Here is a 7,533-nt window from a genome sequence, read left to right as displayed (position 1 = left end):
AACGACGGAAAGAAACGATTGAGCGTAGCTTTGCAGACTCTAAACAAAATCATGGGTATCGGTTTGCACAATATAGAGGAGTAGCCAAGATGCAGCAGTACACTTGGTTATCTTGTGCTGCCCAAAACATGAAAAAAATGGCAATCCTACTCACGAGAGATAGCCATTTTTTACAATATAGTTCTTTATTTATCATTTTTAAATGCAAAATCCAACGTATTTTTCAAAACTGGAGAAATACGTTGGATTTTTTATCGCTATTGTCAACAGTCTGACATAACAAATCATCCTAGTGCAAGAAGCACTAGGATGATTTGTTATTTTCGGCTGTATAATTTTTAGGGTTGCTGGCATAAGCCAGCAACCCTAATTTTATGGGCTCTATAATAAATCGTGTGGGTGGGAATAATCCACCAACACGATTTTGTATAAACTTTATATATAAAAGTAGACAAAAAAAGACAGATAATTAACTTACTAAAATCCACTACAACATTAGAAAGGTCATTATCATGTCTGAAATAAATTATAACACAAAAAAACAATATACACAGCTATCATTGGTTGAACATACAAAAATTGAAACGTTATTAAACGAAAAGAAGTCAATACGATATATCGCTGAACGACTCGGAAGAAATGTATCCACAATCTATAGAGAAATCAAACGAGGAAGCGTTAATCAAATGGTTCATCGAAATGGTATTCAACGTGACGAACTAAAATATTACGCTGAAACAAGCCATCATATTTATAAAGCTAAGCAACAAAATAAATATCATCATGATTTAACTGAAAAATTTAGTCAGCAATTTTTCAAAGACTTACAACAGGCAGTCACTGAAACATACAGAATACACAGTATTGATACCTTTGTACATTGGTATCGCCTAAATCACCCTAATGAAAAAGTCCCTTGTACGAAAACGGTTTATACGTTTGTCCATTAAGGTATTATCCCTATCAAACCAATTGCTTTACCCAAAATGGTAAGCATTAGAAAACGACCGAAAAAAGAGCCCACCAAAACATACAAGAAAAACATGGGAACCTCTATCGAAAATCGACCAGCCGTAGCGAATAATCGTACAGAATTTGGACATTGGGAAATTGATTTGGTCTTATTTAAGAAAACGAAAAATGAAGTTCTATTATTAACGTTAGTAGAACGACAAACACGTTATACAATTATATGTAAAATGAATGGTAAAACAGCACAATGTGTTTTACGGACATTAAAGAATATTTTTTAAACAATATGGGAAATCAACCTTCAAGAGTATAACATCTGATAATGGTTCAGAATTCGCATCGTTATCTGAATTAGAATCAAAACATTTAAATATTTACTACGCACACCCTTATTCATCTTATGAGCGTGGTACTAATGAAAATCATAATGGACAGATACGGGAGTTTTTACCTAAGGGTAAATCTATCAACACCGTTAAAAAGTCAACTATTCGTAAAATAGAATCCTGCTTGAGTCATAAAATACGACGTAAATTAGGTTATCGTGCACCTGCAGAGTTATTTTTATTGCGGGTAGGTTCATCGTTTAATAAAAACAGGTTTCCCGTCAAGGCACACTTTGTTTTTCGCCTTGACTAGAAAACCTTGGTTTTTATTATTGGGTTATTAACCCCGCAAAAAAGAAAGTGATTATCGTTTTTTGCACTTTACTTTACAATTGAAGATATGAAATGAATATTTAGTTGATTATTGTATTTTTTGTTTGATACCTCGTATTAATTTTGACTAGGACAAAATATAAGCAATATTTTATTTGGTTATTAGGTTAGTGTAATCATGTATTTTTCCTGATTTATTAAATTTTAGAAGAGATTTTCTTTATTTTTATTCATTTTCAATATTTGCTTGTCTTTTTAAATAAAAGTTTTTTTAGTATTTGAGTAAAAAGTTGATTTTTTACTTATAAATAAGTTCTTTTTTAGAAAAAAGTGGGTAATAAATATAAAATGATTGCCTAAAAACCTAGACATTTGCGGACAAATGTTTATAATAATAGGTAGAAAGGGGGAGGGTGGAAATGTTTGATAGTTCCTCTCTACATCATACAGTTTTTTTGAAATGATATTTGAAAACAATTTCTTTATTTTCGGAAATTTATAGATATAATTTGTCCGAAAATGTCTAGGTAAAAGGACAGTGTATGTGTCAAGAAATATGGAAGGAGGACTTGATAATAAGATAATAAGGCAGACGATGAAAAAGAAAATATATGCCTGCTATCAACTATCATATAAAAAGGGATGTATTAAGAGAAAGACAACAGAATCTAATTTATACAAAAGCAGAACATTTACTTGTAGAAGATGTGAGAAAGTAGTCATAACAAAAGAGGGAGAACTTGATAGACGCACAACTTTTTGTAGTCGACAATGTTCAAGAAGATATTGGAGACATAGGTCTAGGAAAATGATAATAATAGAATAGGTTTATTGATAAAGAAGATGAAACAAAGAAGAAAAAATGAATAGAGGTAAACAGGTTAAGTTTTAAAAAAAGAATAGATAACTATTTTCTTAACGTAAAAGGGATTGGAAGATAATGTATAAATAAAAAATATAATATAAGGTATGGAAATAAAACTTAGGAGGAAATAAAAGAAATGTTTAATAGAAAAAAAGATCGTTTTTCTATACGTAAGTTTACAACAGGTGTGGGTTCTGTTCTTTTAGGGACGCTATTATTATCTGCGCCTATTATGAATGTTGTAGCAACAGAAACAACAGCAAGTGCAGTGGCAGCTAGTGATTCTGGAACAAAATATGAAGGAAAAGAAGTAACACCAACAGTTACAGTTACACCAAATTTATCAGCAACTGGTCAACCACCAACTGCTTACAACAGATCAAAAGTAGCCTTTGATTTTGGTGATCAAAAATTACATAAAGGTGATTATTTTGTTGTAGAATCAGAAAATAATGCAATTGAAATGCCGTCTGCTTTTATTATTAAAGATACATCTGGAAAACAATATACTATTGCAACTGTTGAAAAAATGGGCTATGAAACAGACATTATGAAAGCAACAAATGCTACAGACGCTACACGTTTTAACATGGCACATAGTAACGATATCTTATCTTCTAGAAGAAAATATAAAGTGACTTTTACAGATGATGTTGAAGGCTTATTAAATGTAAAAGCAGAAATGTCATTTAGTGTTTCAAAAGAAGTGATTTTTTCAACAGATGATAGACAATCAACATTTAAAATATCTGTAAACGGTAATCCAGTTTTTGCAAAAGAATTTACAATTCCAGCATTTGATGAAAAAAATGGTACAGCAAAACAACATGAGTTAAATAGTAGTGCAGATAGAACTTATCGTTCATTTGACCTTACAATTTGGGATTATCGTCCACAAGGTGCTAATAAAACAGACGAAAATCTTAAAAATATTGGATTCTTTAAAGATTTAACGGCTGAAGGATTTGCTGTTATCAACGGACAAGTTAGTGGATTTCCTCAAGGGTTTAAAATGAGCTTTACGTCAACAAAAAATCCGGGTGAACCAGGTGCATTTACTTTCCCAGCGGATAAAATGCGTATCAACGAAAAGCTTCCAGTTAAATGGGCACCGTATTCTGTAGATGGTAAAAGACAAGCTAACTCAAATGATGGAAAATTATATGTAACACCAGATAATATGTATTATATTATTGATAGTATTACAGATAATGGACGCACTATTAATTTAAGTTTCTTTGGTGACTATAGTAAACCAGGTTATTTAACTTTAGGTGCATTGAATTTAGATGATGACGTAGCACTTGGTAAATCGTCTCGTATTGTTACAAACTTTTCAGACCCAAATCCAGCACCTGCTGGCACTACAGATATTTTCAGTTACAAATTTGTAGATTCTGCTACTAATGAAGAATCTGAGGTACAAGGTGGTGTAACTGGAAAATATTTATATTATGACTTTACAGCAGCAGCATCAGGTGTTCCTGCAAGTTCTCCAAACGCAGATGAAGTTTTAGGAAAAGGTTCAGTTATTGTGAATTATGTAGACGTAGATGGCAATTTACTGAAAGATAAAGATAGTGTTGTAGCAAAATCAAATGAACCTGTTGGATCAGAATATGATACAACTGATAGTACATTGAAACCAGAACTAATTGAAAAAGATAATATCACTTATCGCTTAGTACAAAAAGAAGGACCTTATACTGTTGGAACTGTAGGTGCAGATAATAACTTAGTAGCAGATAGTTCAGAAAATGATTTAGTGTCTTTAACCGATGCAACGGGTGTAAATCCAAAAGGAACAGTTGCACAAGGAACACGTTATGTTACTTACGTTTATGAGGCAATTAAAGGAAATGTAGTAGTAAATTACAAAACTGTTGACGGATTACCTCTTTCATTTGAAAAAGACGGAGCTGTTGTTTCTCAACGAGATGCGGCAAAAGACCGTCCAATTAACGAAGCGTATAATACGTTAACACCTGAATTAAGACCAGAAACAATTACAACACCTGCAGGCAAAACATATCGTTTAGTCGTTAAAGCAGACACTTATCCAGTTGGTCAAGTAGATAAAAATGGTCATTTAACATCTAGTGATGCAATCGATGGTACCGTTACAGAAAATACACAAACCATTACATATGTCTACGAGGAAGTTACAGGTAATGTTGTTGTTCAATACAAAACAGTTGACGGGGAAGAAATTGCTCCACAAGCTGATGATACAGTTAAAGGTGCCATTGAGAGCAAATATAATACAGTTGACTTAAGACCTGAAACTATTACAAAAGAAGGTAAAACGTATAAACTAGTTAAAAAAGCAGGTCCATACACAGTAGGTCAAGTAGATAAAAATGGTCATTTAACATCTAGTGCTGCAGAAGAGGGAACTGTTATCGAAGGAACACAAACAGTTATTTATGTTTATGAAGAAGTTAAAGGTGATGTTGTTGTTCACTATAAACGATTGGATGATAGTGTAACTATAAAAGGCGATTATGTAGATACAAACCCAGTTTCTGTAGGAACAGGATATGATGCTACTCAAACAACAGAAGATGGAGAACAAGAAAGACCTACTAAAATTACTTTTGATAGTAAAGAATATGAATTAGTTGAAGCGATGACACAAGGTAGCCCAGTGGGTAACGTGGTGGAGGGAACGACACATATTACATACTATTATAGAGAAGTTGTAAAACCTAATGGTTCAGTAATTGTTCATTATGTTGAAGAAGGTACAGATAAAATTATTTCAAAAGAAGTAATTGATACTCCAAGCGAACCTGTAGGAACAGAATATAATACAGATGATTATAAACCTACAAGAATCTACACGGATGACAAAAAAATCTATGAATTAGTAAGATTACAAGAAGGTAAGCCAGGAAATTCTCCTGAAACAGGAACCGTAACAGAAGAACCAACACATGTGACTTATGAGTACCGTGAAGTAAAAGGTAAAGTTATTGTTCACTATGTGGATATGGACGGAAACGAATTAAAAGAAGATAGAGAAGATACACCATCCTCATCAGTAGGCACACCATACAATACCGGTACAGATGACGTTGAAAAACCAAAAGAAATCGAAAAAGATGGTAAAATATATGAATTGGTACCAAGTTTAACAAAAGGTCATGAAGAAGGTAATGTTGTTGAAGGTATAACAGAAGTAACATATGTGTATAAACTCAAAGAAGACAAAACAGGGCATGTTGTTGTACACTATGTCAATACAAACGGAGATGTAATTCATTCTATTTATAACGATACAACAAATGCTAAAGTAGGTGAACCTTATAATACGAATGAAGACACATTAGAAAAACCAGTGTTTATTCGAAATGGTGATAAAACATATAAATATAAAGAAATATCAAAGGGTAATGTAGTAAATAATAAAGTGATTGTTCAAAAATCTGATACTGATCACGTTGTACCTGATGAAACAGGAACAGTTCTAGAAGGTACAACACATGTTATTTATGTGTATGAAGAAGTCATACCAGAAGAAGTGAAAAAAGGTAAAGTGACTGTTAAATACGAAGATACAAGCGGTAAAGAAATTAAAAAACCTGTTGAAGATACACCAGAATCTCCAATGGGAACATATTATGAAACACCGGATAAAAAAGAACCTAAAATAACAGCAGAAGATGGCACAGTTTACTATCCAATAGAAAAACCAGTAAAAGAGGGTTCAGATCCTGAAAAAGGAACCATTCAAAAACCTGAAACAACGGTAACGTATGTGTATGAAAAAGCAGGTTCTGTTATTGTAAAATATGTAGATGAAAACGGCGTTGAAATCAAAACATCAAAAGATGCAGAAAGAAATGAAAAACCTGGTAAACATTACGACACAACAACTACAACACTTCGTCCAAACAAAATCGAAAAGGATGGTAAAACGTATGTATTGGTTTCTAAAGGTTTAGATTATAAAGTTGGAGAAGTAGATGAAAACGGTCGTTTAGTTAAAGGAGACTTGGCAGCAGGATCAGTTGAATCAGATGTGGAAAAAGTGGTAACGTATGTGTATAAATTAGAAAATACAACACCTACTGAAAAACTAGGTAAATATGTCCCATATATTCCAAAAGATCCAAAAAAACCAACAGATCCAAATGATCCATTAAGTCCGACAAATCCAACAACAGGTAAGGATATTGACCCAGTACCATATGATGCTACACCAAAAAATCCAAAAGATAATCCACCATTACGAGATGTAGAGGGCTATGTGCCGGTTAATCCAAAAGATCCAAAAACGCCGTTAACACCAGTTGATCCAAAAAATCCAACTAAAGGTTATATACCACCTGAAATTAAAAATCCGGATGATTCAACAGTGGATACACCAGTACCATATGTGCCAGCAGGTACGGTTAAAGTGCATTATGTAGATGAGTCAGGTAAAGTGATTCAAGATCCAACAGTAGATACACCTAAATCTCCAGTTGGTACAGGATATAATACAAATGAAGATGAGAAAGAAATTCCTGAAGTGATTACAGGAAAAGACGGTAAACAGTATATTCTTGTGAAAGTAAAAGATGAAGACAAGGATAAACAAAAAGGTGAAGTGATTCAAGGAAATATTGATGTCACATATATTTATAAATTAGTAGAAACAGGAAAACCAGGTATACCACCAGTTATACCTACTCCAGAACAACCAAAATCTGATAAACCATTGACACCGACAAAACCAAGTGAACAACCTTCTGGTAAAGTGACAAGTCCAGTATTGCCACATACAGGTGAAACAGGACAACATGCCATGTTCTATGGAGCGACTGCTCTTGGGTTAGGTTTAATGGTTGCAGCATTAAGAAAACGATTGGAAGAAGAAGCCGAATAAATCGTATTCAAACATCTTAAATCGTATCGTACAAAAAAGGCTCTATGTCAAATAGGGTTGATGACTCATAAAAAGTAGTGATGTCACAAATGTTACGTCACTATCTTTTTATTTTAAGTCACAAAGTGATGTACGGCTCACCGAAATGTACACGATACATTTTT

4 protein-coding genes are annotated in these 7,533 nt (G+C 33.1%); all 4 read left to right on the top strand.

All coding sequences use genetic code 11. The annotated features are described in order from the left end of the window. A partial coding sequence (locus GMA06_RS07910; RefSeq protein ID WP_205426291.1) for a transposase occupies positions 1 to 275 on the top strand: 275 nt, incomplete at its 5' end. 237 nt (positions 276 to 512) lie between these two features. Beyond that, on the top strand, positions 513 to 950 hold the full coding sequence (locus tag GMA06_RS07905) for a helix-turn-helix domain-containing protein (RefSeq protein WP_163562260.1): 438 nt from the start codon (positions 513 to 515) through the stop codon (positions 948 to 950). A 36-nt stretch (positions 951 to 986) separates the two neighbouring features. After that, on the top strand, positions 987 to 1,253 hold the full coding sequence (locus GMA06_RS07900; RefSeq protein ID WP_163562259.1) for an IS30 family transposase: 267 nt from the start codon (positions 987 to 989) through the stop codon (positions 1,251 to 1,253). A gap of 1,379 nt (positions 1,254 to 2,632) precedes the next feature. Further along, entirely contained in the window at positions 2,633 to 7,369 is a 4,737-nt protein-coding gene (locus GMA06_RS07890) for a MucBP domain-containing protein (protein ID WP_163562258.1), read from the top strand. Positions 7,370 to 7,533 lie beyond the last annotated feature (164 nt).

This window comes from Granulicatella sp. zg-84 (assembly GCF_010892375.1).
In the GTDB taxonomy this organism is placed as follows: Bacteria; Bacillota; Bacilli; order Lactobacillales; family Aerococcaceae; genus WM01.
This window is presented reverse-complemented; position numbering and strand designations above follow the sequence as displayed.

Coding starts and splice junctions, on each gene's coding strand:
- GMA06_RS07905 (WP_163562260.1), top strand. CDS start 513: ATGTCTGAAATAAATTATAACACAAAAAAACAATATACACAGCTATCA.
- GMA06_RS07900 (WP_163562259.1), top strand. CDS start 987: ATGGTAAGCATTAGAAAACGACCGAAAAAAGAGCCCACCAAAACATAC.
- GMA06_RS07890 (WP_163562258.1), top strand. CDS start 2,633: ATGTTTAATAGAAAAAAAGATCGTTTTTCTATACGTAAGTTTACAACA.